Genomic DNA, 25385 nt, shown 5'->3' with positions numbered 1-25385 from the left:
GCCGCTCCCACCGGGGAGCGGCACGGGGCCCGTGCCCGGCCGACTAGCGGCTGGCGACCGCCTGCTCGGCGGCGGCCAGCCACTCGCGCCACTGCTTGGCCTGCGCCTCGGCCTGCTCGGCACGGCGCTTGTCGCCTGCCGTGCGGGCCTTGGCGGCCTGCGCCTCGAACTGCTCCACGCGCTCGCGGAACTGCGCGACGCGGGCCTCGGCCTCCGGGTCGGACTTGCGCCACTGCGCGTCGACCGCACCGCGGACCCGCTCCTCGATCGTGCGGAGCTTGCCCTCCAGCTCGCGGACCCGCTCGCGCGGCACCTTGCCGATCGCGTCCCACCGCTCCTGGATCTTGTACAGCTGCTGCCGCGCTGCCTCCAGGTCGAGCGACGGGTCGATCCGCTCGGCCTCGGCGAGCAGCTCCTCCTTCAGCTTCGCGTTGGCCGCGAACTCGGCGTCACGCTCGCTGAACGCCTCGGAGCGCCGGGCGAAGAACGCGTCCTGCGCGGCCCGGAACCGCTGCCACAACGCGTCGTCGGCCTCCTTGGGCGCACGCCCGGCGGCCTTCCACTCGACCATCAGGTCCTTGTAGCGACCGGCCGTGGGGCCCCAGTCGTCGGACTCGACGAGCTTCTCGGCCTCCTCGACCAGCTCCTGCTTGCGGTTCTTGGCCACGCCGCGCTGCCGGTCGAGGTCGGCGAAGTGCGACCCGCGCCGGCGGTTGAACGCGTCACGCGCCTTGGAGAAGCGCCGCCACAGCTGCTCGTCGGTCTTGCGGTCGACGCCCCGGATCGTCTTCCACTCGTCCAGGATCTGCCGCAGCCGGTCGCCCGCCGCCTTCCACTGCGTGGACTCGTTGGCCAGCGCCTCGGCCTCCTCGACCAGCTCCTGCTTGCGCGCGCCCGCCGCGGCCCGTGCCTCGTCCTTGGCCGCCTTCGCGGCCTCCAGGCCCTTCTCGGCCAGGACCAGCACGTGCTCGACCCGTGCGGCCAGGGCGGCGAGGTCACCGACCACCGCCGCGTCGGCCAGGCTCTCCTGGACGTGCTTCGCGCTGGTCAGCGCGTGCTTGGGGTCGCCCGCGCCGGAGGACAGCCGCGTCACCAGCAGCTCGACCTCGGTGCGGATGTCGTCGAACCGGCGCGCGAAGTGCGCCAGGCCCTCGGCGGGCTCGCCCGCCTGCCAGGAACCGACGACCCGCTCGCCGTCGGCCGTCTTGACGTAGACGGTGCCGTCCGCGTCCACGCGCCCCCAGCGGTCAGGGTGGTCCGACGCCACGGGGACCGGCGGTGCCGCCGCGACCGGCGTCGCTTCCACCCTGGTCTCCTCGACCACCGCCCCCGCACCACTGTCGCCAGTGGTTCCCGGTGTCGTCTCGTGCTCCGTCATCGCCGGCTTCCTCCTCGCCTGCCCACTTCGTGGTGCCCGTGCCGACCACGGGCGCCCCGCCTACGACGGGGCCCAGCACCCGAGTACCGCGACGCCCCTCAAGAGTGCCCGGTACCTCGCGCGCATTCAAACAGGTCAAGGCTCGCATCGGTACCGGTGGTGGCCGATGAGTAGCGTGGACTGCCATGATCTCGCGCCTCGTGGTCGTGCCGCACCCCCCGCTGCTGGTGCCCGAACTGGTCTCCGACGCCGCGCGGGACACCGAACCGGTGCGCTCGGCGTGCCTGGCCGCCGCACGGGACCTGGCCGCGCACGCGCCCGACTGGGTGGCCGTCGGCGTCGACCCGTCCGGGCCGCGGGTGGTCGAGGGCGTGACGGGGACGTTCCGCGGCTTCGGGGTGGACGTGCCGGTGTCGCTGTCCGACGACGCGTCCTCTGTGGATGAGGAGCTGCCCCTGCCCGCGCTGGTCGCGGCCTGGCTGCGGGAACGCGTCGGCGCCCGGTCCGTGCGCGTGCACCTCGTGCCGCCGGACCTGGCCACCGCCGAGTGCGTCGCCGTGGGCGAGCGGCTGGCGGGCTCGCGCGCGCTGCTGGTGCTCGGCGACGGGTCGCACCGGCACGGCGAGCTGGCCGTCGGGCGGCCGGACGAGCGGGCCGAGCCGTTCGACGAGGAGGTGCGCAAGGCGCTGGCCACGGCGGACACCGCGGCGTTGCGCGCGCTCGACCCGGCGCTGGCGGCCGAGTTGGGCGCGTTCGGCCGGGCCGCGTGGCAGGTGGCCGCGGGCGTGCCGGGCGCCTGGCGGTGCGCCCGGTCGGAGTTCCTGGCGCCCTTCGGCGTCGGCTACCACGTGGCGGTCTGGGAGGCTTGAGCACGTGAACACCCCCATCGCCGTCGTCGGGCCCACCGCCACCGGTAAGTCGGACCTGGCCGTGCGGCTGGCCGTCGAGCTGGGCGGCGAGGTGGTCAACGCCGACGCGATGCAGCTCTACCGGGGCATGGACATCGGCACGGCCAAGATCACCGACGCCGAGCGGCAGGGCGTGCCGCACCACCTGCTCGACGTGCTCGACGTGACCGAGACCGCCTCCGTCGCCGCCTACCAGCGCGAGGCGCGGGCCGTGGTGGAACGGCTGCTCACCGACGGCCGCACGCCGGTGCTGGTCGGCGGCTCGGGCCTGTACGTGCAGGCGGTGCTGGACGACCTGGTGTTCCCCGGCACGGACGAGAAGATCCGCACCCAGCTGGAGCAGGAGCTGGCCGTGTTCGGGTCGGAGACGCTGCACGGCCGGCTGGCGCAGCTGGACCCGGCCGCCGCGCTGGCCATCCTGCCGAGCAACGGCCGCCGGGTGGTGCGCGCGCTGGAGGTCATCGAGCTGACCGGGCAGCCGTTCTCCGCCACCCTGCCCAAGCCCGGACCGGCCCGCTACGGCACGGTGGTCGTGGGGCTGGACCGCGAGGTGTCCGAACTGGACCAGCGGGTCGACGCGCGGGTGGCGCGGATGTTCGAGTCGGGCCTGGTGGACGAGGTGCGCGCGCTGGAGGCCCGCGGTCTGCGCGAGGGCCGCACGGCGTCGCGCGCGCTGGGCTACCAGCAGGTGCTGGCCGCGTTCGACGGCGAGTGCTCGGTCGAGGAGGCCGCAGCCGCCACCGCGCAGGCCACCCGGCGGTTCGTCCGCAAGCAGCGGTCCTGGTTCCGCCGCGACCGGCGGGTGACGTGGTTCGACGCGGGCGGGCCGGGGCTGGCCGAGGACGTGCTCAAGCTGGTCGCACCGTAGCCTGGTGGGCGTGGGAGTCGAGTTTCTGAAGGGCCACGGCACCGAGAACGACTTCGTGGTGCTGCCCGATCCGGACGGCGTGCTGGACCTGACCGAGTCACGCGTGCGCGCGCTGTGCGACCGGCGGCGGGGCCTGGGCGCGGACGGCGTGCTGCGGGTCGTGCGGCCCGACTTCGGCCCGTGGTTCATGGACTACCGCAACGCCGACGGCTCGATCGCCGAGATGTGCGGCAACGGGGTGCGCGTGTTCTCGCGGTACCTGGTCGAGGCCGAGCTGGTGCCCGCGGGCGAGTTCACCATCGGCACTCGGGCCGGCGAGCGGCACGTCGTCGTGCACGACGACGGTTCGGTGACCGTGGACATGGGCCGCGTGCTGGTCACCGGCACGGGCACGGCCACTGTCGGCGGCAGCGCGTTCGGCGGTGTCGCGGTGGACGTCGGCAACCCGCACCTGGCGTGCGTGACCGAGGTGCCGGTGGCGGAGCTCGACCTGGAGGTGCCGCCCGGCCACGACCCGGTGCAGTTCCCGCACGGGGTGAACGTCGAGTTCGTCAACGTGCTCGACGAGGGCGTCCTCCGGATGCGCGTGCACGAGCGCGGCGTCGGCGAGACCCGCTCGTGCGGCACGGGCACGGTGGCCTCGGTGGCGTCCTGGCTGTACGGCGCCGGTCGGCGCACCGGCAAGGCCACTGTGGACATCCCGGGTGGACAGGTGTCCGTGGTGATCGAGGAGGAGTCCTCCACGCTCACCGGCCCGGCCGTGCTGCTGGCGCGCGGCGAGCTGGACCAGGCCTGGTGGGACGCGCTCTAGCCGGTCAGACCGACCGCAGCACGAGGGCCACGCCGTGGTCCAGCCGCTCGGCGAACGCGGTCGGCGCCAGGTCGGCCGCGACCGCCCGCAACGCCGGGTAGTCGCCCAGCGCGCCGGCCAACGTGCCGTCACCCGGCGCGGCCTGCTCCTCCTGGACCAGGCCGACGGTGAGGTGGACGAGCGTCCACAGCGTCCAGCCCGCCCTGGGGTCGCCGCCCGCGACCAGCGCCGCCGCCAGCGCTTCGGCGAACCGCAGCGTGCCGGGCTCGGCCGCGTAGACGCCCACGACGACGTTCGCGCCGTCCCGGTGCGCCAGCATCGCCCGCCGCAGCCTCCTGGCCAGCTCGGCGGCGCGTGACCGCCAGTCCTCGGGCAGCCCGGCCAGGTCGACCTCGCCGACGATCGCGTCGGCCATCAGCTCCCGCAGCCGGGCCTTGCTCTTGACGTGCCAGAGCACGGTGTTCATCCGCACGCCCAGCCGGGTGGCGATGGCGCGGGTGGACACCGCGTCTAGCCCTTCCTCGTCGAGCAGGTCGAGGGCGGCGCGCACGACGGCGTCGCGGTCCAGCCTGGCCGGACTCGGCCGACCCCCTTGCGTCTTGGTCACTGACCTATTTTACTGGACCCGGCGAAATTGGTCAGTGACCAAGGGAGGGTCCGTGGAGGGTCGGGTTGTCGTGGTCGGCGCGGGGCCGACGGGGTTGTGGCTGGCGTGCGAGCTCAGGCTGGCGGGTGTCGAGGTGGTCGTGCTGGAGGCGCGGACCGGGCGCGACCCGAACTCCAAGGCGTTGACGGTGCACCCGCGCACGCTGGAGGTGTTCGCCTGCCGCGGCGTGGCCGAGCGGTTCGTGCGGGCGGGCGTGCCGATCCCGAGCGGCCACTTCGGCGCGCTGGACGAGCGGCTGGACTTCCGCGGGCTGGACACGCCGTTCCCGTACACGCTGTTCCTGCCGCAGGCCCGCACGGAGGAGCTGCTGGAGGAGCACGCGCTCGCGGTCGGCGCGCGGGTGCTGCGCGGGCACCGGGTGACCGACGTGGCGCAGGACGCGGACGGCGTGACGGTGACGGCGACCGGTCTCGTCGAGCCGCTGCGGGCGGCGTACGTGGTCGGGTGCGACGGCACGCGCAGCACCGTGCGCGAGGCGGCCGGCATCGGGTTCCCCGGCACGGACAGCACGACCTGGGGGTGGCTGGCCGACGTGGTGCTGGACGAGCCGCTCACCGCGCCGTTGACCGCGAGCGGGCCGGACGGGCTGCTGATGGCCGTGCCGCTGCCCGGCGGCGCCTGCCGGCTCGTCGGCGTCGACCCGGCGAACCGACCCGGGACCCCGACGCTCGCGGAGGTGGTGAGCGCGGTCATCCGCATCACCGGCTCCGACCTCGGCGTGCGGGAGGCGCGGTGGCTGTCGCGGTTCGGCAACGCCACCCGGCAGGCCACCGCCTACCGCCGCGGCCGCGTGCTGCTCGCGGGCGACGCGGCCCACCAGCACTTCCCCACCGGCGGCGTCGGGCTGAACGTCGGCGTCCAGGACGCGGCCAACCTGGGCTGGAAGCTCGCCGAGACCGTCCACGGCACCGCGCCCGACGGGCTGCTGGACACCTACCACGCCGAGCGCCACCCCGTCGGCGTCGAACTGCTGCGCAGCACACGGGCGCAGACCGCCCTGATGACCGCGCACACGGTCGAGGGACAGGCGCTGCGGGAGGTGATCAGCGCCCGGATCGCCGACGTGCCCGAGTTCGGGCGCGCGTTGGCCGAGTCGCTGTCCGCGCTGGCCGTGGCCTACCCGGCGGGCCCCGACGAGCACCCGTTGACCGGTACCCGCGCGCCGAACCTGGAGTTCGCCGACGGCGACCTGTTCACCCTGCTGCACCCCGGCCGGCCGGTGCTTCTCGACTTCACCGGCGGCGACCTCGCCGGGCGCCCGGTGGCGCTGACCGGCGACCGACCCGCGTGGGCGGCGGTGCGGACCGCCCTGATCCGGCCGGACGGCCACGTGGCGTGGGCCGCCTAGAGGTCGAACACCTCGAGCTTGCCCAGCCGCGCCTCGGAGACCACCTCGGGCTGCGAGCTGGGCGCGGTGCAGCAGACCAGCTTGTCCTCGACGATCGCCACGGCGAAGCAGAGCTGGCTGGTCTCCAGCTTCCGGGTGATCTCGCCGCCCTCCTCGACCCGGAACACGAACGGCTGGATCGCGGGCGCGACCCACACGCCGCCGTCGGCGTCCACCGCGATGCCGTCCGGCGCGATGTAGTGCTCGCGCAGCGACGCGAAGACGTGCCGGTCGGACAGCGAGCCGTCGTCGGCCACGGTGAACGCGGTCAGGCCGAACGCCAGCGTCTCGGCGACGACGAGCCTGCCGTCGGGCAGCAACCCGGTGCCGTTGGGGAACTTCAGGTCCTCGACGGCCACGCTGACCTTGCCGTCGGGCTCGACGAGCGCCAGCGGCGTGCCGGGCGCGACCCAGTCCGGCTCGAGCAGCGGCGCGTCACCGCCCCACGCGAGGACGGCGTGCAGGTCGAAGCCGAAGTTGCCGACGTACGCGCGACCCTTCGCGTCGACCAGCATGTCGTTGGCGTGGAAGGTGGCGATCCCGCCCAGGTCCGCGTGCTCCACCAGGCCGTCGGGATCCAGCCGCAGCACCTTGCGGTCCCGCATCGACACCACGAGCAGCCGCCCGTCCGGCAGCCAGCCGAGCCCCGACGGCTGCTCCGGCACCTCGCAGACGACCTCCTCCTCGCCCGAGGCCAGGTCGAGGGCGCGGACCTGGTGGTCGTAGAAGTCCGAGTAGAAGAGCCGGCCGTCCGGCCCTTGCCGCGGACCTTCGCCGAACCTGAGACCTTCGCGCAGCACGGTGGTGTCAGCCATGCCGTTCGACGCTAGTGATCACCGGGAGGTCGCGCATCGACCGCAGCGGTGACAGGAGCACCCAAAGGACGGACAGGATCATCCCGGCCGACGCGGCCCACAGCGTGCTCCGCGTGCCGACCCACTCGGCCAGCGCGCCGCCCGCCAGCGCACCCACCGGCATCACGCCCCAGCTCAGGAACCGCACGCTGGCGTTCATCCGGCCGAGCAGCCGGTCCGGGCACAACGCCTGCCGCAGGCTGACCTGCGAGACGTTGTAGACGATCACGCCGGCGGACGTGACCAGGGTGCCGACCGCGAACAACGCCAGCCGCCACCCCGGCTCCGCCAGCGGGACCAGCAACCACGCGGGCTGCGTGACCACCATCGACAACCACACCAGCCGCACCCGCCCCAACCGCGTCAACCGCCCCGTGACCAGGCCCGCGAGCGCTCCGCCCGCGCTGCCCACCCCCAGCAGCACCGCGGCGGCCGAGGCGGACAGCCCGAGGTCGCGCACCAGGAAGAGCACGTTGACCGCGCCCCACATGCCGTTGGTCAGGTTGAACCACGTCGTGCACAGCGCGATCGGCCTCAGCAACGGGTGCCCGAACACGAACCGCAGCCCTTCGGCCATGTCCGCTCGAAGGGCGCGCTTGCGCCGCTGCACCGACGGCTCGGCCGTGCGGATGCCGCCCAGCAGCGCCGCCGAGGTCAGGAACGAGCACGTGATGGCGAGCACGGCGTTCGCGCTGCCCAGCAGCACCAGCAGCCCGCTCAGCGGCCGGCCGGACAGGCGGGCGACCTGCTGCGTCGACACCAGCCTGCCGTTCGCGACCGCCAACTCGTCGCGCGGCACCAACGTCGGCAGGTACGCCTGGGACGCCACCTCGAAGAACACCGTCAGCACGCCCGCGGCCAGCGCCGCGAGCAGCAGGTGGGTGAACGTGAGGCGGTCCAGCCACGCCGCCACCGGCACCGTCGCGAGCACCAGCGCGCGCCCGGCCGTGCTCCAGGCCAGCACGGGCCGTTTGCGCACCCGGTCCACGTAGACGCCCACGGGCAGCCCGATGAGCAGGAACGCGGCCGTGCCGGCGGCGGTCAGCGCACCGATCAGGAACCCCGAGGCGTCCAGGACCTCGATCGCCACGACCGGCAGCAGGAACGTGTACATGGCCGTGCCGAACTGGTTGACCGCGTCGCTGCCCCAGAACAGCCGGAAATCACGCGGTAACGGCATCACGGCTCCGCAGCGGCGACAGCACCACCCACAGCACCGACAGGGCCTGGCACCCCATGCCCACCGCCAACGTCGCCGTCACCCCGATGCCGCCGCCGAGCGCGCCGCCCACCAGGCCGCCCAAGGGCATCGAGCCCCACACCACGAACCGGATGCTGGCGTTCATCCGGCCCAGCAGGTGGTCGGGGCAGATGGACTGCCGGTAGCTGACCTGGGCGATGTTGTAGACCGTCGCCCCGTAGGCCACCGCCGCCTCGCCGAAAACCACGAACACGATGCGCCAGTCCGCCGCGCCGAGCGGGACGAGTGCCCCGAACGGCCACGTGACCAGGCCGGACAGCCAGATGACCTTGGTCTGGCCGAAGCGGGCGTGCCACCGGTTCACGGTCAGCGCGCCCAGCACGCCGCCGATGCCCGCCGCGCTGAGCGCCAGGCCGACCACGCCCTCGGACAGGCCCAGCTCGCGCACCAGGAACAGCACCAGCACCGCCGCCGCCATGCCGCCGAAGAAGTTGGCGGTGCCCGTGCAGCCCACGATCGCGCGCAGCGACCGGTGCCCGAAGACGAACCGCAGCCCTTCGGCGACCTCGTGGACCAGGCCGGGCCGGTCCGCCCGCCGGGGCGGCGGTTCCACCGTGCGGATGCGCAGCAGGAACGACGCCGAGACCAGGTAGCCGACCGCGGTGGCCAGCACGCCGACGGCCGCGCCGACCGCCTGCGCCACCCCGCCGGCGGCAGCCGGGCCCGACACCTCCGCCACGGCCCGGCTGGCCTCCAGCTTCGAGTTGCCCTCCACCAGCTGCCCCCGGCCGACCAGCGCGGGCAGGTAGGACTGGTAGGCGATGTCGAACATGACCGTGGCCGCACCGACCAGCAGGGCGACCACGACGAGGTGGGCCAGCGTGAGCGCGCCGAGCCACCACGCCACCGGCACCGAGAGCAGCAACAACGCGCGGGTGAAGTCGGCCACGAGCATCACCGGCCGGCGGCTCAACCGGTCCACCCAGACCCCGGCGGGCAGCCCGATCAGCAGGAACGCGGCCGTGCCCGCCGCCGAGAGCACGCCCATCTCGAACGGCGTGGCGGCCAGCGCGCCCACCGCGAGCAGCGGCAACACCGTGCGGCCGATCGTGGAGCCGAACTGGCTGACGGTGTCGCCTGCCCACAGCAGGCGGAAGTCGCGATGAGACCAGAGGGACACGGCGGAAGTGTCGCGGGAGTGATTGGAAACTGTCAATCACTTGCGCGGCCGCGGTCTAGGCTGTGCGGGTGCAACGACGTCCGGCGACCGACGCCGAGGCCGCCGCCCTGGCCTCGGCCGTGCGGCTGCGCATCATCCGCCTCACCTACGACCGCGCGATGACCAACAAGGAGATCGCCGAACGGCTCGGCAAGGACCCCGCCACCACCCTCCACCACGTGCGCAAACTCGTCGCCGCGGGCTTCCTGGAAGCGCAGGAGGAGCGGACGGGCAACCGGGGCGCGCGGGAGATCCCGTACCGGTCGACGGGGCTGTCCTGGCAGCTCCACAAGGGCAGCAGCCCTTACCCCGAGGAGACCAGCGAGGCGGTGTTCCAGGCGTTCCTGAGCGAGGTCGCCGAGGTGGGCCCGGCCGCGATGAACCAGTTCCGGCTGGTCGCCCGGGTCGACCGCGCGGAACTAAAACGGCGCCTCCAGACGTTGTTGGATGAGCTGGCAGCCGAGCCGGCCCACCCCGACGGGGAACGCGTGGCGATCTACCTGGCGCTCTACCCAGGCGATTAACCACTCGTCCCGGCAGGGGTGCCGTGGGACGATGAAGGGCAAATGACGGAAAACACGTACAGCAGCAACGACTGGCTCGACCACGAGGACGAGCTGTCCACCGGCGACATGGCGCTCGAGGAGCGTGCCGCGCTACGCCGCGTAGCCGGGTTGTCCACCGAGCTCGAGGACGTCACCGAGGTCGAGTACCGCCAGCTCCGGCTGGAGCGGGTCGTGCTGGTCGGCGTGTGGACCGAGGGCACGGCGGCCGATTCGGACGCGTCCCTGGCGGAACTGGCCCTGCTCGCCGAGACCGCGGGCTCCGAGGTGCTGGAAGGCCTCGTGCAGCGGCGCGACCGGCCCGACCCGGCCACCTACATCGGTTCCGGCAAGGTCCACGAGCTGCGCGACATCGTGATCGCCACCGGCGCGGACACGGTGATCTGCGACGGCGAGCTCTCACCCGGCCAGCTCCGGCAGCTGGAGGAGAAGCTCAAGGTCAAGGTCGTCGACCGCACGGCGCTGATCCTCGACATCTTCGCCCAGCACGCGTCCACGCGCGAGGGCAAGGCCCAGGTCGAGATGGCCCAGCTCCAGTACCTGCTGCCGCGCCTGCGCGGTTGGGGCGAGTCGCTGTCCCGGCAGGCCGGTGGTCGTGCCGGCGGCGGCAACGGCGGCGTGGGCCTGCGCGGTCCCGGTGAGACCAAGCTCGAGACCGACCGCAGGCGCATCCGCGCGCGCATCTCCAAGCTGCGCCGCGAGATCGCCGCGATGAGCGTCATCCGGGAGACCAAGCGGCACCGCCGCGTGGCCAACTCGGTGCCGAACGTCGCCATCGCGGGGTACACGAACGCGGGCAAGTCCAGCCTGCTCAACGCGCTGACCGGCGCGGGGGTGCTGGTGCAGGACGCCCTGTTCGCGACCCTCGACCCGACCACGCGGCGCACCGAGACGCCCGAGGGCCTGCCCTACACGTTGACCGACACGGTCGGCTTCGTGCGGCACCTGCCGCACCAGCTGGTCGAGGCGTTCCGGTCGACGTTGGAGGAGGTCGCCGACGCGGACCTGCTGGTCCACGTGGTCGACGGCTCCGACGCGATGCCGGAGATGCAGGTCAAGGCCGTGCGCGAGGTGATCACCGAGATCTCGTCGCGGCGGGACGACCCGATGCCGACCGAGCTGCTCGTGGTGAACAAGGTCGACGCGGTGGGCGAGCTGGGCATGGCCCGGCTGCGGCACCTGTTCCCCACGGCGGTGTTCGTGTCCGCGCACACCGGCGAGGGCATCGCCGAGCTGCGCGAGCGCATCGCGGCCATGACGCCGCGGCCGGAGGTCGTGGTCGAGGCGCTCGTGCCGTACGCGCGGGGCGAGCTGGTCGCACGCGTGCACCGCGAGGGTGAAGTGCTCAAGGAGCGGCACACCGAGGAGGGCACCGAGCTGTCCGCCCGGGTCCGACCGGACCTGGCCGGCGTGCTGGAGAAGTTCGCCGTGAACGGAAGCCGCGCCTGAGCCCTTGCGCGCGCTGCTGGTAGTCCTGGGAGTGGTGATGACGGCCGGTTCCGCTTCGGCGGAGCCAGCCGTCGCCGACGTGTGCGCGGTGACCGACCAGCGGCTGGAGGAGCTGTCCGGGCTGGCGTCCGACGGCGGGCAGTGGTTCGCGGTGAACGACAGCGACGACGGCCGGTTGCGGGTCCAGGTGCTCGACCGCACCTGCGTGATCACGCGCACCATCTCCGCGCCGACGAACCCGTTCGACGTCGAAGATCTCGCTTTGGCTCCTGACGGAACCCTGTGGGCGGCGGATACCGGCGACAACGGCAAGTCGCGCGAAACCGTGGCATTGCACGCCGTTTCACCGGACGGCAGCGCACGTTTGTACCGACTTACGTATCCTGACGGAAAGCACGACGCCGAGGCATTGTTGCTCGACGGTTCCGGCATTCCGCACATCATCACGAAGGAAACGATCGGGTCGGCGTTGGTGTACCGGCCGGCGTCCGGGCTGAGCGAGGGCGCGCCGACGCCGCTGGAGCAGGTGGCGCGGGTGTCGATCGGCACCACGGACACCGCGGGCGGGCCGTTGCAGAACTCCGTGGTGACGCGCCTGGTCACGGGCGGCGCGATGTCCCGGGACGGCCGGGTGGCGGCGTTGCGGACCTACACCGACGCGTACCTGTTCCCGGTGCCGGACGGCGACCTGGCCAAGGCGCTGGAGTCGGACCCCGTGCGGGTGCCGCTGGCCGGTGAGCCGCAGGGCGAGGCCCTCGCGTTCGACCCGGACGGCACGCTGCTGTCGGCGTCGGAGTTCGGCAACGCGGGCGCTTCGTCAACCGTGCGCGCGGTGGCGGGTGCGGCGGCGTTGGCCGTGCCGCCCGCGCCGACGACCACGACGGAAGCCACGCCGTCGACGGGCGAGGGGACCACCACTCCCCCGGCCACCGGACCGCGGTCGCCGTGGCCGGTGGTGGGCGGCGGCGCGGTGGCGTTGGTGCTGGTGGGCGCGCTGGTGCGCCGCTCACGCCGACGCCGGGCGTGAGCGGCGCGCCAGTGCCCGCCTAGAGCCTGCGCAGGACGGCGACGACCTTGCCCAGGATCGACGCGTCGTCACCGGGGATGGGCTGGTAGGCCGCGTTGTGCGGCATCAGCCACACGTGCCCGTCCTCCTTGCGCTTGAACGTCTTCACGGTGGCCTCGCCGTCGATCATCGCGGCCACCACCTCGCCGTTGTCCGCCGTCGGCTGCTGGCGGACGACCACCCAGTCGCCGTCGGTGATGGCGGCGTCCACCATCGAGTCGCCGACGACCTTCAGCAGGAACACGTCACCCTCGCCGACGATCTCGCGCGGCAGCGGGAACACGTCCTCGATGGCCTCTTCCGCCAGGATCGGCCCACCGGCCGCGATGCGGCCCAGCATGGGCACGTACGCGGGCGTCGGCTTGGACGCCGGGTCGAGGCCGGTCACGATCTCGGCGGGCAGCACGCCCACCGCGCGCGGCCGGTTCGGGTCGCGACGCAGGTACCCCTTCCGCTCCAGCGCGCGCAGCTGGTGGGCGACCGAGGAGGTGGAGGTCAGGCCGACCGCCTCCCCGATCTCACGCACGCTGGGCGGGTAGCCGAACCGGTCGAGCCAGTCGCGGATCACGTCGAGCACCTTGCGCTGGCGCAGGGTGAGCCCGGCGTTGCCCGCGATGTCCGCCGGTTCGGGCGCGGAGGGCACATCGGCGGTGCGCAGGTCTTCGCTGGTCTTGCGTGCCACGGTGCTTCCTCCTCACCGGTCCCGATTGCCCAGGCCGGCTTCTCCGACGATCTTCACTTGTGGACGGTAGTCGCGTTCCGTGTCCAGATCAAACACCTGTTCGAAGTAAACCTCGGCGTGTCCTAGCGATTTCGCCCGGCGAAGTGGTACACATTCGCACGGACGTTCGATCGAACACAGGTTCGATCATGATCGGATGACCTGCGTTGGAGGACATCATGGCGGTGGTCATTGGCACCCGTAACAGCTTCGAACTGGTCGACGGCGCCGGTGCCGAGGATGTCGCACTCGGCGCGGGACTGCGACCCGGACCACGGGTCCTCCGCCGGTTCGACGTACACGATAAGGACAACCGCCGCCCGTCGACCCGCCCCCGCCCGCTCGCCGTGCGCCGCACCGCGCCCGAGCCGGTCGCCTGCGAGGTCCGGCCGCAGCGCCACCCCGCCGTCCAGTTCATCGCGTACTCGGCGGTCGCGGCCGTCTTCGCCGGCCTGCTGAGCCTGCTCTTCCTGTACACCTCCGGCGCCACCACCGTCCCCGAACGGACCAACGTCGTGCACGTCCAGGTGGGCGAGTCGCTGTGGGACGTGGCCGAACGCAGCGCACCCGCCAGCGACCCGGACGCCGTGGTCTCCCGCATCCGCGAGCTGAACTCCCTCCCCGGCACCGACGTGGTCCCCGGCCAGTCCCTGGTCGTCCCCCACGGCACCCCCTGACCCCTCCCCCTCGCGCGCGTCGAACCTTCAGGACCCCCGAGTTTCAACATCCGGAACGGTGAACTCGGGGGTCCTGAGCGTTCGACGCGGTGGGCGCGAGCGTTCGACCCGCGCGTTTGCGTTCGCGAATCGGCGGTGACCTGCGACGGGTCCGAGGGCGGTCCGTGACCGGTGCGTCGCCCAGCGCGCGTTCCTCCCATCGAGTGGTCCGGGACACGCGTGTTGAGTTGCGGAGCAGTAGGGTCCGGGCATAGGTTGACCCCTACATCTAGTGGTTACACCAACGTAGTTAGTCCACAGGTTGGGGTATTCCCCGCCATGAGGGCTAACGCGATGGATGCTGCGCGGAGGAGGGGAGACCAGCCGTGCGATGCCCGTTCTGCCGCAACGCCGACTCTCGTGTGGTCGACTCGCGGGAGGTCGACGAGGGCCAGGTGATCCGCCGCCGGCGCTCCTGCTCCAGCTGCGGTCGCCGGTTCACCACCGTGGAGGAAGCCGTGCTCGCGGTGGTCAAGCGCTCCGGCGTCACCGAGCCGTTCAGCCGCGACAAGGTCGTCAACGGCGTGCGCCGTGCGTGCCAGGGCCGCCCGGTCGACGAGGACGCCCTGCAACAGCTCGCGCACCGCGTCGAGGAGTCCATCCGCTCGGGCGGCAACGCCGAGATCCCGAGCCACGAGGTGGGCCTGGCCATCCTCGGCCCCCTGCGCGACCTGGACGAGGTGGCCTACCTGCGGTTCGCCTCCGTCTACCGCTCCTTCTCGTCCGTCGAGGACTTCGAGAAGGAGATCGCCGATCTTCGCACCGCCCAGCTCACGGACGACTGAGCGGACGCGACGCAAGACAACTGCGCCTGACCGGCTCGGACGGGGGGAGCCCGGACGTGGGTCGCGCATCGGACGTCGAGAACTCGTGAAACGGAATGAGGAAGTCGGAATGACGGAGACCGTCGGTGGCTCCAGCAAGAAGACGGCCGCCCGCAACGGCGCGGGGGACAAGAACGCCAAGCTGAAGGTGGAGCGCGTCTACACCACCACGGGCACGCACCCCTATGACGAGGTCACCTGGGAGCACCGCGACGTCGTGATGACGAACTGGCGCGACGGCTCGGTGAACTTCGAGCAGCGGGGCGTCGAGTTCCCCGACTTCTGGTCGGTCAACGCCACCAACATCGTCACCAGCAAGTACTTCCGCGGCGCGGTGGGCACGCCGCAGCGCGAGCACAGCCTGCGCCAGCTCATCGACCGCGTGGTGAAGACCTACGTCGAGGCGGGCGTCAAGCACGGCTACTTCACCACCGCCGAGGACGCCGAGATCTACGAGCACGAGCTGACCTGGATGCTGCTGCACCAGGTGTTCAGCTTCAACTCGCCGGTCTGGTTCAACGTGGGCACGAGCTCGCCGCAGCAGGTCAGCGCCTGCTTCATCCTGTCGGTCGACGACACGATGGAGTCGATCCTGAACTGGTACCGCGAGGAGGGCCTGATCTTCAAGGGCGGCTCCGGCGCGGGCCTGAACCTCTCGCGCATCCGCTCGTCGAAGGAGCTGCTGTCCTCCGGCGGCACGGCGTCCGGCCCGGTGTCGTTCATGCGCGGCGCCGACGCGTCCGCGGGCACCATCAAGTCCGGCGGCGCGACCCGCCGTGCGGCGAAGATGGTCGTGCTGGACGTCGACCACCCGGACGTCGAGGAGTTCATCCAGACCAAGGCGCGGGAAGAGGACAAGGTCCGCGCGCTGCGCGACGCCGGGTTCGACATGGACCTGGGCGGCAAGGACATCGTGTCCGTGCAGTACCAGAACGCGAACAACTCGATCCGCGTGTCGGACGAGTTCATGCACGCCTACGAGAACGGCGGGCAGTTCGGCCTGCGCGCCCGCCAGACCGGCGAGATCATCGAGCACGTCGACGCGAAGGACCTGTTCCGCAAGCTGGCGCAGGCCGCGTGGGAGTGCGCCGACCCGGGCATCCAGTACGACGGCACGATCAACGACTGGCACACCACGCCGGAGTCGGGCCGGATCACGGCCTCGAACCCGTGCTCGGAGTACATGCACCTGGACAACTCCAGCTGCAACCTGGCGTCGTTGAACCTGATGAAGTTCCTCTCCGACGACGGCACGTTCAACGCGGAGCTGTTCGCCAAGTCCGTCGAGCTGATCATCACCGCGATGGACATCTCGATCTGCTTCGCGGACTTCCCGACGCCCGCGATCGGCGAGACGACCCGCGCGTTCCGCCAGCTGGGCATCGGCTACGCGAACCTGGGCGCGCTGCTCATGGCGACCGGTCACGCGTACGACTCCGAGGGTGGCCGCGCGCTGGCCGCCGCGATCACGTCCCTGATGCAGGCCGTGGCGTACAAGCGGTCCGCCGAGCTGGCGGGCATCGTCGGCCCGTACGAGGGCTACGCCCGCAACGCCGAGGGTCACCAGCGGGTCATCCGCAAGCACTCGGCCGCCAACGACATGCTGCGCACGTACCACGCGAACGACGGCGCGGTGCAGAAGGTCGCGACCAAGGCGTGGCAGGAGTGCCAGCGCATCGGCGCCCGCAACGGCTGGCGCAACGCGCAGGCCAGCGTGCTCGCGCCCACCGGCACCATCGGCCTGATGATGGACTGCGACACCACCGGCATCGAGCCGGACCTGGCGCTGGTGAAGTTCAAGAAGCTGGTCGGCGGCGGCTCGATGCAGATCGTCAACCAGACCGTGCCGCGGGCGCTGAAGGTGCTGGGCTACCAGCAGGAGCAGATCGAGGCGATCGTCGAGTACATCGGCGAGCACGGCCACGTGGTGGACGCGCCGGGCCTCAAGCCCGAGCACTACGAGGTGTTCGACTGCGCCATGGGCGACCGCTCGATCGCGCCGATGGGCCACGTGCGGATGATGGCCGCGGTGCAGCCGTTCATCTCGGGCGCGATCTCCAAGACGGTGAACATGCCGGAGACGGCGACCGTCGAGGAGGTCGAGGAGATCTACTACCAGGGCTGGAAGCTCGGCCTGAAGGCGCTGGCGATCTACCGCGACAACTGCAAGGTCGGCCAGCCGCTGTCGGCGGGCAAGTCGGCCAAGGCGTCCTCGGCGGTGGAGGCCAAGACCGAGACGGTCGTGGAGTACCGCCCGGTGCGCAAGCGGCTGCCGAAGAAGCGCCCGTCGCAGACGGTGTCGTTCACGGTGGGCGGCGCGGAGGGCTACCTGCACGCCGGGTCGTACCCGGACGACGGCCTCGGCGAGATCTTCGTCAAGCTGGGCAAGCAGGGCTCGACGCTGGCCGGCGTGATGGACGCGTTCTCCATGTCCATCTCGGTGGGCCTGCAGTACGGCATCCCGCTGGAGTTCTACGTCTCGAAGTTCCAGAACCTGCGCTTCGAGCCGGCGGGGATGACGGACGACCCGGACGTCCGCATCGCGACCAGCGTCCTGGACTACCTGTTCCGCCGCCTGGCGCTGGACTACCTGCCGTTCGAGAAGCGGGCGCAGCTCGGCATCTTCACCGCCGACGAGCGCACCGCGCAGGTCTCGTCCGACTACGGCAACGGCGACGTGGACCTGGAGGGCCTGCGCACGTCGGTCGACGCGGCTCCGGCCACCTCGACCACGCCTGCGCCGGAGGAGAAGAAGTCCAAGCCGCAGGACGTCAGGGTCGGCAGCTCCACGGAACTGCTCGAACTGCACCTGGGCAAGGCCGCCGACGCGCCGCTGTGCATGACGTGCGGCACGAAGATGCGCCCGGCCGGCTCGTGCTACCTGTGCGAGGGCTGCGGCTCCACCTCGGGCTGCAGCTGATCGTTCGACGTGCGGTGACGCGCTGATCACAACTCAACAGCGACATGAGGGCTGGGACCGCTGCGTCCCAGCCCTCATGTGCGATACGTACCGGCGCAAGAGGCGCCGGAACGACGAACGCCCGGCCTCTGAAGGGCCGGGCGTTCGGTGCAGCCAGACCGAGGTCGCGACTGCGGCGTGAGAACCACTATGCGACCACGGTCTGGCTGCGATCACAAATCGAGAATCAAGGATGTGACAGCCATGACTCGCGGCAACCGCGGTCAGACCGGCCCGAACGCGGCCTCGAAGGCAAGCAAGGTGCTGTCGAACCACAAGTCGACGGCTGCCGAGAAGTCGGCAGCGGCCAGCGCGCTTTCCCAGGCGCCGAGCAGCAAGGGGCAGACCGGCCCGAAGGCGGCGTCGAATGCCGGCAAGGTGCTTGGCGACCCGTCGTCGACCAAAGCGGAGAAGTCGGCTGCAGCCAGCACGTTGGCACAGACCCCCGCGAAGAAGTAGTTCGTGACGGAGGCGCCAGTCAACCACTGACGCCGCGCTGAGTGGCTGTGAGTCGAGTCAGATCTGCTCACAGCCACTTCAGCGAGCTGACTGACCGGCACGCGGCAGGCCTCGGACAGCACCGGTTTTCCACGCCGCCAACACGGTCCGCACCTGCGATGCGGCCGTGACGAAAGCCAGTGGCGCGTTGTCGGGATTGGCGTTCGGCGACGCGTTGGGTGCGCCCACCGAGTTCATGGACGTCGCCGAGATCGAGCACCGCTACGGCGTGGGCGGGACGGTATCGCGGACGCGTTGCGGGAGCACTTCGCGCGGTGGTGGGAGTCGCCGGACAACAACCGCGCGCCCGGCATGACGTGCTCGCAGGCGTGCGAGAGGTTGGCCGCCGGGTTGCCGTGGCGGGAAGCCACCGGCGCCTCCTCGAAGGGCTGCGGCGCGACCATGCGCGTCGTGCCGGTGGGACTCGTGCGCCGATCCGGGCGCACCCCCGGGTTTTGTATGGGCCGTTCCAAAACCTGCTAACGTCTCCCCCGTGCCCCGACCCAAGGAGTTCGACGAGGAGCAGGCGCTCGACGCCGCCATGCGCACGTTCTGGGCGAACGGCTACGAGGCCACGTCCACCGAAGACCTGTGCCGCGCCACCGGGTTGGGGCGCAGCAGCATCTACAACACCTTCAGCAGCAAGCACGAGCTCTTCAAGCGCGCCCTCGTCCGCTACACCGAGCTGATGACCGACAACCAGATCGCGCTGCTCGAAGACGAGACGCGGTCGCCCGGCAGACGCCTGCGCGACCTGTTCGACGCGATCATCGCGGGCGAGGTGGAGAACCGGCGGGACGATCGCGGGATCGGCTGCCTGACCGTCAACACGACCGTGGAGCTGGCCGGGCGCGACCCCGAGGCCGCCGAACTGGTCGAGCACGACCAGCGGCGCAGGCTCGACGCGCTCCGGGCGGTCATCGCGACCGGCCTGCGGGACGGTGAGTTCAGGTCCGGGCGCGACCCGGCGGAGTTGGCGCGGTTCGTCAACGCCGTCATCGCGGGCATCCGGGTCGCAGGCCAGGGCGGCGCGGACATCCCCACGTTGAACGCCATCGCGGACACCGCCCGGCAAGCCCTCTAGCAACCCTGGGAAGACCAAGGCGATCACGCGCGCCCGCATTTTGGACAGATCAATACAAATAGGAGCACCCCGACATGCCCCGTGTCGTCCACCTGCTCGCCCTCGGCATCTTCACCATGGTCACCAGCGAGTTCGTCGTCGCCGGCCTGATGCCGCAGATGGCCGCCGGCCTGCACGTCACCATCCCCGAGATCGGCTACCTGATCACCGCGTTCGCCGCCGCGATGGCCGTCGGCGGCCCGCTGCTCACCGTGCTGATGCTCCGGCTCCGGCCCAAGCCCGCGCTGATGGCGCTGTTCGCCGTCTTCCTCGCCGGCAACGTCCTCGCCGCCACGGCCACCGAGTACGGCGTGATGGTCACCGCCCGCGTCGTCACCGGCGCGGCGGCGCAGGCGTTCTTCGGCGTGGCGCTCTCGGTGACCTCCGCCCTGGTCGCGGAGAACCTGCGCGGGCGCGCGACCGCGACCGTCCTCAACGGACTGATGCTCGGCACGCTCCTCGGCCTGCCGCTGGCCACGTTCCTCGGCGCGCACCTCGGCTGGCGCGCGGCGTTCTGGGGCATCGCCGCGCTCACCGTCGTGGCCGCCGCCGGCACGCTCGCGGGCGTGCCGCGGCTGGACCGCGCCGGCGGCGACACGACCGTGCGCGCCGAACTGCGCGCCGTCGTCCGGCCGAGGCTGTGGCTCGTGCTGTCCACCAGCACGTGCGTCATCGGCGCGACGTTCGCCGCGTTCAGCTACGCCAACCCGATCCTGACCGAGGTCACCGGCTTCGCCACGAGCACGGTCCCGTTGCTGCTCATCGCCTACGGCGCGGCGACGCTCCTCGGCAACCACGTGGTCGGCCGGCTCGCCGACCGCCACGCGCTGCCCGCCCTGCTCGCCGGACTGGCGCTCAACGCCCTCTTCCTCACCACCTTCGCCCTCTTCGCCGACGAGAAGGCGCCCGCCGTGGTGAGCCTGCTCGGCATCGGCCTGGTCGGAGTCACGATGAACCCCGCGCTGGTGACCCGCGTCCAGCGCACGGGCAACACCGGCGCGCTGGTCAACACCGTGCACGGGTCGTTCATCACCTCCGGCATCATCATCGGGTCGTGGCTGGGCGGCCTGCTCATCGCCGACCACGGCCTGCGCGCGCCGTTGTGGCTGGGCGCGGTGCTCGCGGTGCTCGGCCTCGGCACCCTGATCCCCGACGTGCGGCGGTGGACCGCAGCCGCGCGGAGGCCGGACAAGGCCCTTGCGCCGGACGGACCCACTCCCGCCGAAGTCCGCAGTGCACGTGGGCGCGCGTCTTAAAGTCCCCCAAGCGGCTGTGGGGGCCGCACCGAGAAGTGGGGGAGATCGACACATGCGAAGATCCGCCTTGGCCGTCGCCGTGCTCGCACTGGCCGCGCTGCCCGTCACCACCACCGCCCACGCCGCCGCCGGACCGAACATTCGGTGGGCCCACAGCGCCACCGGAGACCTCGGCACGCTGGAGATCTCCGCGACCGCAGACGCCGGCATCGCCTCGCTGCGCGCCTACGTCGTGTCGTACGCGACGGGGCAGGACGTGGCCGTCGTCGACGAGTTCGTGCTGCACTCCGGCACCGCGGCCGACGGCGTCTGGCACACGCCCGCGCCGCTGCGACTGGACCAGCTCGGCGGCTACCGCGTCGACGTGGAGGCCACCGACGCGGCCGGCGTCAGCACCCCGCGCGCGCAAGAGGGCGCGCTGTCCTACTACGTCGACACGACGCTCACGTTCGTCTCGGACGACCCCACCGCCACCTACGCGCGCCGTTCGGTCGACGTGCACGGCGCGCTGACCGGCCGCTGGCCGGCCACCCGCGAGGTCAAGCCCATCGCGAACGCCGCCATCGCCCTGAGCAACGTGTACGGCGGCCACCGCGTCGAGGCGACCACCGCGGCCGACGGGTCCTACCGCGTCACCCTGCCGATGGACCAGGACGCGTTCTACGAGGACATCGGATTCGTGGAGGCCACGTTCCACAGCAGGGACGGCATGCTGCGCGCGGGCACCCACACGATCACCGTGACCCCGACGCCCTCGCCCTCCACCATCACGACCCGCGTCGAGCCGGGGCGGGTCGACCGCGGCGAGGAGACCGTGCTGTCCGGGCGGGTGACCTGGGAGGCGCCCGGCGGGCGGCAGCCGGCGGCGGGCCAACCGGTGCACGTGTGGTTCTGCTACTACTACCAGACCGTCTGCCACACGTTCCTGGGCACCGCGACCACCGACGCCGACGGCCGCTTCCGGCTGCCCACCACGCCGCCGGCCACCGGCAAGTTCGAGGTGTTCAGCCCGTTCGAGGACATCTTCATCTCCACCGGCGCCACGACCGCGGACGTCGTGGTCTACCAGCCGGTGGAGTTCGCCGCCTTCACCGCCGCCCGGGACGCGTCCGGCGCCGTCACCGCGAGCGGCCTGCTCCGGTTCGGCGCAAGCACGCCGTACCCGATACCGGTCGAGATCCAGTTCCGCGCCGCGGGCACCGACACGTGGACCACGGTCGCGACCGTGCCGAACGCCGAGTACCACAGCTCCGGCGGCTACGCCTTCTCGGCCACCGTGCCGGACCAGCCCGCCGGCCTGTGGCGCGCCCGCTACCCCGGCCTGACCGACCACTACCGGCCGCTGCTCAGCGAGCGGGTCCGCGTCGCCTGACGACCGGGACCCGCGTCGCGCCACCGTCGTGCGGCGCGACGCAGGTCCGGTGTCAGGCCTTGTTGCGGAACAGCTTGTTGCCCAGCCAGACGATCGGGTCGTAACGCCGGTCGGCCACGCGTTCCTTCATCGGGATCAACGCGTTGTCGGTGATCTTGATGTGCTCCGGGCACACCTCCGTGCAGCACTTCGTGATGTTGCACAGCCCCAGGCCGTGCGACGACTGCGCCTCCTGCACCCGGTCGGCCTCGTCGAGCGGGTGCATCTCCAGCTCGGCCACCCGCATCAGGAACCGCGGCCCGGCGAACGACTCCTTGTTCTCCTCGTGGTCGCGGATCACGTGGCACGTGTTGTTGCACAGGAAGCACTCGATGCACTTGCGGAACTCCTGCGAGCGCTCCACGTCGACCTGCTGCATCCGGTACTCCCCCGGCGCCACGCCCTTCGGCGGCTTGAACGCGGGGACCTCACGTGCCTTCTGGTAGTTGTACGAGACGTCCGTGACCAGGTCGCGGATCACCGGGAACGTGCGCATCGGCGTCACGGTCACCGTCTCGTCCTCCGCGAACACCGACATCCGCGTCATGCACAGCAGCCTTGGCTTGCCGTTGATCTCCGCCGAGCACGACCCGCACTTGCCCGCCTTGCAGTTCCACCGCACGGCCAGGTCGGGCGTCTGCGTCGCCTGCAACCGGTGGATCACGTCGAGGACGACCTCACCCTCGTTGACCTCGACGGTGAAGTCCTCCAGACCACCGCCCTCGTCCGAACCGCGCCACACCCGGAAGTGCCCCTGGTACCCCATGTCAGCCCTCCAGCTCGTCGGCGGTCAGGTACTTCTGCAGCTCGCTGTGCTCGAACAAGGCCAGCAGGTCCGCCCGGATCGGGATCTGCGGCTCCTCCACCACCTCGACCGAGGAGCCGGAGAGCGTGCACACCAGCAGCTTGCGCCGCCAGTCGGCGTCCATGCCCGGGTAGTCGTCCCGCGTGTGCCCGCCGCGGCTCTCCGTGCGCAGCAGCGCGGCACGCGCCACGCACTCGCTGACCACGAGCATGTTCCGCAGGTCGAGCGCCAGGTGCCAGCCGGGGTTGAACTGCCGGTGCCCCTCGACCACCAGGGTCGCGGCGCGCCGCTTCAGCTCCTCCAGGCGCTTGATCGCCTGGTCCATCTCCTCGGCCTTGCGGATGATGCCGACCAGGTCGTTCATCGCCTGCTGCAACTCCATGTGCAGCGTGTACGGGTTCTCGCCGCCACCGTCGGAACCGGAGAACGGCGCCACGGCCGTCCGCTCCGCCTCGGCGACGGCCTCGTCCGAGCACACCGGCCGGGCGGGCAGCCCCGCCACGTAGTCCGACGCGCCCGCGCCCGCACGGCGACCGAACACCAGCAGGTCGGACAACGAGTTGCCGCCGAGCCGGTTCGAGCCGTGCATCCCGCCGGACACCTCGCCCGCCGCGAACAGCCCCGGCACCGACGACGCGCCCGTGTCCGGGTCGACCTGCACGCCGCCCATCACGTAGTGGCAGGTCGGCCCGACCTCCATCGGCTGCGCGGTGATGTCGACGTCCGCCAGCTCCTTGAACTGGTGGTGCATCGACGGCAGCCGCCGCATGATCTCCTCGGCGGGCAGGCGCGTGGACACGTCCAGGAACACGCCGCCGTGCTCGGACCCGCGACCGGCCTTGACCTCGGAGTTGATGGCACGCGCCACCTCGTCGCGCGGCAGCAGCTCCGGTGGCCGCCGGTTCTTGCCGGGGTCGGCGTACCAGCGGTCGGCCTCGGCCTCGTTGTCGGCGTACTTGTCCTTGAACACCTCGGGGATGTAGTCGAACATGAACCGCTTGCCGTCGGAGTTGCGCAGCACGCCGCCGTCACCGCGGACCGACTCGGTGACCAGGATCCCCTTCACCGACGGCGGCCAGACCATGCCGGTCGGGTGGAACTGCACGAACTCCATGTTGATCAGGGACGCGCCCGCGCGCAGGGCCAGCGCGTGGCCGTCGCCGGTGTACTCCCACGAGTTCGACGTGACCTTGAACGACTTGCCGATGCCGCCGGTCGCGAGCACCACGGCGGGCGCCTCGAACAGCACGAACCGGCCTGACTCGCGCCAGTAGCCGAACGCGCCGGCCACCTTGCCGTCGTCGAGCACCAGGTCGGTGACGGTGAACTCCTGGAACACCTTCAGCCGCGACTCGTAGTCGCCGGTCTCGGCGTGGTCGTCCTGCTGCAGCGACACGACCTTCTGCTGGAGGCTGCGGATCAGCTCCAGCCCGGTGCGGTCGCCGACGTGCGCGAGGCGCGGGTACTCGTGGCCGCCGAAGTTGCGCTGGCTGATCCGACCGTCCTTGGTGCGGTCGAACAGCGCGCCGTAGGTCTCCAGCTCCCAGACCCGGTCGGGCGCCTCCTTGGCGTGCAGCTCGGCCATCCGCCAGTTGTTCAGGAACTTCCCGCCGCGCATGGTGTCGCGGAAGTGCACCTGCCAGTTGTCGTTCGAGTTCACGTTGCCCATGGCCGCGGCGATGCCGCCCTCGGCCATCACCGTGTGGGCCTTGCCGAACAACGACTTGCACAGCACCGCCGTGCGCATCCCGTGTTCACGGGCCTCGATCGCGGCGCGCAACCCCGCACCGCCGGCACCGATCACGAGCACGTCGAACGAATGCCGTTCCAGCTCGGGCAAAACCACTCCTCAGTTGACGAATCGGAGGTCGGCGATCGTCCCGGAGGCGACCAGCGCGACGTAGAGGTCCGTGACGCAGACGAAGATGAGCGAGGCCCACGCCAGCTGCATGTGCCTGGCGTTGAGCTTGGAGATCTGCGTCCACGCCCAGTACCGGACCGGGTGCTTGGAGAAGTGCTTCAGCCGCCCGCCCGCGATGTGGCGGCACGAGTGGCACGACAGCGTGTACGCGCCGAGCAGGCCGACGTTGACCAGCAGCACGATGTTGCCCAGGCCGATGCCGGTGCTGAACGCGAAGACCGCGTCGTAGATGTTGATCAGCAGCAGGAGCGACGCCGCGTAGAAGAAGTACCGGTGCAGGTTCTGCGCGATGAGCGGGAAGCGGGTCTCACCGGTGTACTTGGCGTGCGGCTCGGCCACCGCGCACGCGGGCGGGGACATCCACGCCGCCCGGTAGTACGCCTTGCGGTAGTAGTAGCAGGTCACCCGGAAGCCGAGCAGGAACGGGATGATGATCACCGGCGGGGTGAGGAACCCCGGCAGCTCGGGCAGCAGGCGGCCGAAGTGCGCCGCGTTCGGCAGGCACTCCTCGGTCAGGCACGGCGAGTACATGGGCGTCAGGTAGCGGTACTCGTCCACCCAGTAGTAGTCGCCCATGAAGGTCCGCACGGCCGCGTAGATCGAAATCAGGAGCAGGCCCGCGAACGTCGCCAGCGGCGGTAGCCACCACCGGTCTGTGCGCAACGTGCGCTGGGCGATCTGCGCCCTCATACCTCACCTCGTTCCACGTCGTTGTGGTGCGGGACACATTGTGGTTTGGGACACATCACCGGCCCTGAAACGGGAGCGGCCCCCGCGTTC

The 25385-nt window shown here is 71.4% G+C and carries 25 protein-coding genes; 15 read left to right on the top strand and 10 right to left on the bottom strand.

Going from position 1 to position 25385, the window contains the following annotated elements:
• Positions 1–43: 43 nt before the first annotated feature.
• Positions 44–1378 (bottom strand): DUF349 domain-containing protein, encoded by a 1335-nt coding sequence (locus tag ABTZ99_RS28765; protein ID WP_498773811.1) that lies wholly within the window; start codon positions 1376–1378, stop codon positions 44–46.
• 185 nt (positions 1379–1563) lie between these two features.
• Here ABTZ99_RS28765 and ABTZ99_RS28760 point away from each other — a divergent pair, with 185 nt between their 5' ends.
• From ABTZ99_RS28760 to dapF, 3 genes are read left to right on the top strand one after another with little or no spacing between them, the layout of a single operon-like run.
• A complete protein-coding gene (locus ABTZ99_RS28760; RefSeq protein ID WP_499615534.1) occupies positions 1564–2247 on the top strand; it encodes a class III extradiol ring-cleavage dioxygenase family protein in 684 nt (227 codons plus the stop codon).
• A gap of 4 nt (positions 2248–2251) precedes the next feature.
• The gene (gene miaA / locus ABTZ99_RS28755) at positions 2252–3154 is read left to right on the top strand and encodes a tRNA (adenosine(37)-N6)-dimethylallyltransferase MiaA (protein WP_499615532.1); all 903 of its coding nucleotides are present in this window, start codon (positions 2252–2254) and stop codon (positions 3152–3154) included.
• A 10-nt stretch (positions 3155–3164) separates the two neighbouring features.
• A complete protein-coding gene (dapF, locus tag ABTZ99_RS28750) occupies positions 3165–3965 on the top strand; it encodes a diaminopimelate epimerase (protein ID WP_499615530.1) in 801 nt (266 codons plus the stop codon).
• 4 nt (positions 3966–3969) lie between these two features.
• Here dapF and ABTZ99_RS28745 read toward each other — a convergent pair whose 3' ends face one another.
• Complete coding sequence (locus ABTZ99_RS28745) at positions 3970–4572, bottom strand: TetR/AcrR family transcriptional regulator C-terminal domain-containing protein (RefSeq protein ID WP_498773803.1); 603 nt, start codon at positions 4570–4572, stop codon at positions 3970–3972.
• A gap of 52 nt (positions 4573–4624) precedes the next feature.
• Here ABTZ99_RS28745 and ABTZ99_RS28740 point away from each other — a divergent pair, with 52 nt between their 5' ends.
• On the top strand, positions 4625–5980 hold the full coding sequence (locus ABTZ99_RS28740) for an FAD-dependent monooxygenase (RefSeq protein ID WP_499615527.1): 1356 nt from the start codon (positions 4625–4627) through the stop codon (positions 5978–5980).
• Here ABTZ99_RS28740 and ABTZ99_RS28735 read toward each other — a convergent pair.
• Genes ABTZ99_RS28735 through ABTZ99_RS28725 form a run of 3 tightly spaced genes read right to left on the bottom strand, consistent with a single transcriptional unit; the run spans position 5977 to position 9254 of the window.
• Positions 5977–6834: an SMP-30/gluconolactonase/LRE family protein gene (locus ABTZ99_RS28735; protein ID WP_498773799.1), complete on the bottom strand. Its 858-nt coding sequence runs from the start codon at positions 6832–6834 to the stop codon at positions 5977–5979. The genes ABTZ99_RS28740 and ABTZ99_RS28735 overlap by 4 nt on opposite strands.
• Entirely contained in the window at positions 6827–8053 is a 1227-nt protein-coding gene (locus ABTZ99_RS28730) for an MFS transporter (RefSeq protein ID WP_499615524.1), read from the bottom strand. The genes ABTZ99_RS28735 and ABTZ99_RS28730 overlap by 8 nt, the downstream gene beginning before the upstream one ends.
• Entirely contained in the window at positions 8037–9254 is a 1218-nt protein-coding gene (locus tag ABTZ99_RS28725; protein ID WP_499615520.1) for an MFS transporter, read from the bottom strand. Before ABTZ99_RS28725 ends, ABTZ99_RS28730 begins: the two co-directional genes overlap by 17 nt.
• 68 nt (positions 9255–9322) lie before the next feature.
• Between ABTZ99_RS28725 and ABTZ99_RS28720 the strand changes: the two genes are divergently transcribed.
• From ABTZ99_RS28720 to ABTZ99_RS28710, 3 genes are read left to right on the top strand one after another with little or no spacing between them, the layout of a single operon-like run.
• Positions 9323–9817: an ArsR/SmtB family transcription factor gene (locus tag ABTZ99_RS28720; RefSeq protein ID WP_372470452.1), complete on the top strand. Its 495-nt coding sequence runs from the start codon at positions 9323–9325 to the stop codon at positions 9815–9817.
• Positions 9818–9859: 42 nt separating this feature from the next.
• On the top strand, positions 9860–11305 hold the full coding sequence (gene hflX, locus ABTZ99_RS28715) for a GTPase HflX (protein ID WP_498773792.1): 1446 nt from the start codon (positions 9860–9862) through the stop codon (positions 11303–11305).
• A 37-nt stretch (positions 11306–11342) separates the two neighbouring features.
• Positions 11343–12332: a hypothetical protein gene (locus ABTZ99_RS28710; protein WP_499615516.1), complete on the top strand. Its 990-nt coding sequence runs from the start codon at positions 11343–11345 to the stop codon at positions 12330–12332.
• A gap of 19 nt (positions 12333–12351) precedes the next feature.
• Here the strand turns inward: ABTZ99_RS28710 and lexA are convergent, their stop codons facing one another.
• Positions 12352–13029, bottom strand: a complete 678-nt coding sequence (gene lexA / locus ABTZ99_RS28705; protein WP_238598522.1) for a transcriptional repressor LexA — start codon at positions 13027–13029, stop codon at positions 12352–12354.
• A 242-nt stretch (positions 13030–13271) separates the two neighbouring features.
• Between lexA and ABTZ99_RS28700 the strand changes: the two genes are divergently transcribed.
• The 3 genes from ABTZ99_RS28700 to ABTZ99_RS28690 all read left to right on the top strand — a co-directional run bounded on the left by ABTZ99_RS28700 (position 13272) and on the right by ABTZ99_RS28690 (position 17552).
• On the top strand, positions 13272–13769 hold the full coding sequence (locus ABTZ99_RS28700) for a LysM peptidoglycan-binding domain-containing protein (protein WP_499615513.1): 498 nt from the start codon (positions 13272–13274) through the stop codon (positions 13767–13769).
• A 365-nt stretch (positions 13770–14134) separates the two neighbouring features.
• Entirely contained in the window at positions 14135–14593 is a 459-nt protein-coding gene (nrdR, locus tag ABTZ99_RS28695; protein WP_033437157.1) for a transcriptional regulator NrdR, read from the top strand.
• A 109-nt stretch (positions 14594–14702) separates the two neighbouring features.
• Positions 14703–17552, top strand: coding sequence for a vitamin B12-dependent ribonucleotide reductase (locus tag ABTZ99_RS28690; protein WP_499615511.1), 2850 nt, complete (start codon positions 14703–14705; stop codon positions 17550–17552).
• Positions 17553–17815: 263 nt separating this feature from the next.
• On the opposite strand, the gene ABTZ99_RS28685 is transcribed toward ABTZ99_RS28690, so the two are convergent.
• The gene (locus ABTZ99_RS28685) at positions 17816–18172 is read right to left on the bottom strand and encodes a hypothetical protein (RefSeq protein WP_499615508.1); all 357 of its coding nucleotides are present in this window, start codon (positions 18170–18172) and stop codon (positions 17816–17818) included.
• A 44-nt stretch (positions 18173–18216) separates the two neighbouring features.
• Here ABTZ99_RS28685 and ABTZ99_RS28680 point away from each other — a divergent pair, with 44 nt between their 5' ends.
• From ABTZ99_RS28680 to ABTZ99_RS28660, 5 genes are all read left to right on the top strand, one after another.
• Entirely contained in the window at positions 18217–18405 is a 189-nt protein-coding gene (locus ABTZ99_RS28680) for an ADP-ribosylglycohydrolase family protein (protein ID WP_499615505.1), read from the top strand.
• Positions 18333–18572 carry an ADP-ribosylglycohydrolase family protein gene (locus tag ABTZ99_RS28675; protein WP_499615540.1) on the top strand — a complete coding sequence of 80 codons (240 nt, stop codon included), beginning with the start codon at positions 18333–18335 and terminating at the stop codon, positions 18570–18572. Before ABTZ99_RS28680 ends, ABTZ99_RS28675 begins: the two co-directional genes overlap by 73 nt.
• A gap of 10 nt (positions 18573–18582) precedes the next feature.
• Positions 18583–19173: a TetR/AcrR family transcriptional regulator gene (locus tag ABTZ99_RS28670; protein ID WP_499615502.1), complete on the top strand. Its 591-nt coding sequence runs from the start codon at positions 18583–18585 to the stop codon at positions 19171–19173.
• Positions 19174–19247: 74 nt separating this feature from the next.
• A complete protein-coding gene (locus ABTZ99_RS28665; protein WP_499615499.1) occupies positions 19248–20468 on the top strand; it encodes an MFS transporter in 1221 nt (406 codons plus the stop codon).
• 52 nt (positions 20469–20520) lie between these two features.
• On the top strand, positions 20521–21840 hold the full coding sequence (locus ABTZ99_RS28660) for a hypothetical protein (protein ID WP_499615496.1): 1320 nt from the start codon (positions 20521–20523) through the stop codon (positions 21838–21840).
• Positions 21841–21892: 52 nt separating this feature from the next.
• On the opposite strand, the gene ABTZ99_RS28655 is transcribed toward ABTZ99_RS28660, so the two are convergent.
• Genes ABTZ99_RS28655 through sdhC form a run of 3 tightly spaced genes read right to left on the bottom strand, consistent with a single transcriptional unit; the run spans position 21893 to position 25295 of the window.
• Positions 21893–22645: a succinate dehydrogenase/fumarate reductase iron-sulfur subunit gene (locus ABTZ99_RS28655; protein WP_498773771.1), complete on the bottom strand. Its 753-nt coding sequence runs from the start codon at positions 22643–22645 to the stop codon at positions 21893–21895.
• Position 22646: 1 nt separating this feature from the next.
• Positions 22647–24524: a fumarate reductase/succinate dehydrogenase flavoprotein subunit gene (locus ABTZ99_RS28650; RefSeq protein WP_499615492.1), complete on the bottom strand. Its 1878-nt coding sequence runs from the start codon at positions 24522–24524 to the stop codon at positions 22647–22649.
• 9 nt (positions 24525–24533) lie between these two features.
• Positions 24534–25295: a succinate dehydrogenase subunit SdhC gene (sdhC, locus tag ABTZ99_RS28645; protein WP_387488424.1), complete on the bottom strand. Its 762-nt coding sequence runs from the start codon at positions 25293–25295 to the stop codon at positions 24534–24536.
• Between the last annotated feature and the right edge of the window lie 90 nt (positions 25296–25385).

The organism is Actinosynnema sp. NPDC002837 (assembly GCF_040295345.1).
Lineage (GTDB): Bacteria > Actinomycetota > Actinomycetes > Mycobacteriales > Pseudonocardiaceae > Actinosynnema.
Note: the sequence above shows the minus strand (reverse complement) of the source record. Positions and strands in the feature narration are given on the sequence as shown.

Excerpts from the sequence above, each read along its gene's own strand:
- ABTZ99_RS28765 (WP_498773811.1), bottom strand. The coding sequence starts at position 1,378 with ATGACGGAGCACGAGACGACACCGGGAACCACTGGCGACAGTGGTGCG.
- ABTZ99_RS28760 (WP_499615534.1), top strand. The coding sequence starts at position 1,564 with ATGATCTCGCGCCTCGTGGTCGTGCCGCACCCCCCGCTGCTGGTGCCC.
- ABTZ99_RS28735 (WP_498773799.1), bottom strand. The coding sequence starts at position 6,834 with ATGGCTGACACCACCGTGCTGCGCGAAGGTCTCAGGTTCGGCGAAGGT.
- ABTZ99_RS28730 (WP_499615524.1), bottom strand. The coding sequence starts at position 8,053 with ATGCCGTTACCGCGTGATTTCCGGCTGTTCTGGGGCAGCGACGCGGTC.
- hflX (WP_498773792.1), top strand. The coding sequence starts at position 9,860 with ATGACGGAAAACACGTACAGCAGCAACGACTGGCTCGACCACGAGGAC.
- ABTZ99_RS28710 (WP_499615516.1), top strand. The coding sequence starts at position 11,343 with ATGACGGCCGGTTCCGCTTCGGCGGAGCCAGCCGTCGCCGACGTGTGC.
- ABTZ99_RS28700 (WP_499615513.1), top strand. The coding sequence starts at position 13,272 with ATGGCGGTGGTCATTGGCACCCGTAACAGCTTCGAACTGGTCGACGGC.
- ABTZ99_RS28690 (WP_499615511.1), top strand. The coding sequence starts at position 14,703 with ATGACGGAGACCGTCGGTGGCTCCAGCAAGAAGACGGCCGCCCGCAAC.
- ABTZ99_RS28665 (WP_499615499.1), top strand. The coding sequence starts at position 19,248 with ATGCCCCGTGTCGTCCACCTGCTCGCCCTCGGCATCTTCACCATGGTC.
- ABTZ99_RS28660 (WP_499615496.1), top strand. The coding sequence starts at position 20,521 with ATGCGAAGATCCGCCTTGGCCGTCGCCGTGCTCGCACTGGCCGCGCTG.
- ABTZ99_RS28655 (WP_498773771.1), bottom strand. The coding sequence starts at position 22,645 with ATGGGGTACCAGGGGCACTTCCGGGTGTGGCGCGGTTCGGACGAGGGC.
- sdhC (WP_387488424.1), bottom strand. The coding sequence starts at position 25,295 with ATGAGGGCGCAGATCGCCCAGCGCACGTTGCGCACAGACCGGTGGTGG.